The organism is Vibrio xiamenensis (genome assembly GCF_900100015.1).
GTDB lineage: Bacteria > Pseudomonadota > Gammaproteobacteria > Enterobacterales > Vibrionaceae > Vibrio > Vibrio xiamenensis.
The window spans coordinates 1-1,250 of record NZ_FNDD01000080.1; the positions used below are offsets into that span (position 1 = coordinate 1).

The 1,250-nt window shown below is 54.5% G+C and carries 1 protein-coding gene; it reads right to left on the bottom strand.

Going from position 1 to position 1,250, the window contains the following annotated elements; genetic code table 11:
• Window positions 1-1,250: amino acid adenylation domain-containing protein (locus BLS03_RS25310; protein ID WP_143015708.1), on the bottom strand; the 1,250-nt coding region annotated here is incomplete at both ends.

Sequence of the window (1,250 nt, forward strand, 5' to 3'; positions counted from 1 at the left end):
CGAATTTTGACCTGGTCATCATTACGCCCCAAATACTCGATGCTGCCATCGGCTAGCCAGCGGCCTAAATCGCCCGATTTGTACATTCGCGTGCTGCCATCCGCCACAAAGGGGTCAAGCATAAAGCGCTCGTCAGTTAACTCTGGACGATTAAAATAACCGCGCGCCACACCAGCGCCGCTGACGTAAATCTCGCCCGTCACACCAATTGGCACCGGTTGGCGATGTTCATCCAGCAGATACAAACTTAAATCATTGATGCCGCGGCCTATTGGGCTTGCGCCAGTACGAGTGACGTCTTGCTCGGTCAACGGATAGTAAGTGGTATGCACCGTGGTTTCGGTGATGCCGTACATGTTAACCAGCTGCGTAGTTTGGTTGTGGGCTTTGGCAAACCAAGGCGCCAGTGCTGAGAGCTCCAGCGCTTCACCGCCAAAAATCACGTAACGCAATTGATGACTGCGCGCATCTTGCGCGGCGATTAACTGACGAAACGCGCTTGGGGTTTGGTTGAGCACGGTCACCCGCTCATCACACAGCAGTTGATAAAACTCACTTGGCGTGCGCGAAATCAGATGCGGCACCACCACCAGACGACCGCCAAACAACAGTGCGCCCCAGATTTCCCACACCGAAAAGTCAAACGCGTAAGAGTGGAACAGCGTCCAGACATCACGCTGGTTAAATTGATAGTCTTCTTGAGTCGCGGCCATCAAACGCAGCACCTGCTGATGCTCGACCATCACCCCTTTGGGATTGCCGGTCGAGCCAGAGGTGTAGATGATGTACGCCAGATTGTGCGGCGTCACGCCTAAGCTTGCCGAGCTAAGATTATCGCTGGAATAAGCCAGCCACTGCGGGTTATCCATCTGCGCAATCTGGGTATGGCTTGGCAACTCGCCAAGACGCTCCACCAACTCGCTAGAGGTAATCACGACTTGTGGCTGGCTGTCTTCTAGTGTGTAGGTCAAACGCTGCTGCGGATAATTAGGGTCAAGCGGTACATACGCCCCGCCCGCTTTGAGCGTTGCCAGAATGGCCACCAATAATGACTCGCTGCGCTCCAGCGCAATCGCCACGCGGCTATCAGGCTCCACGCCTTGCTCGGTCAGCCAATGGGCCAACTGGTTGGCTTTGGCGTTCAGCTCGCGGTAAGTCAAAGTATGGGTCTGATAGGAAACCGCAATGTGCTCAGGGAAAGCATCTACCTGCGCTTCAAAGCGCTGATGAATACATTCAGTCACTGGGTA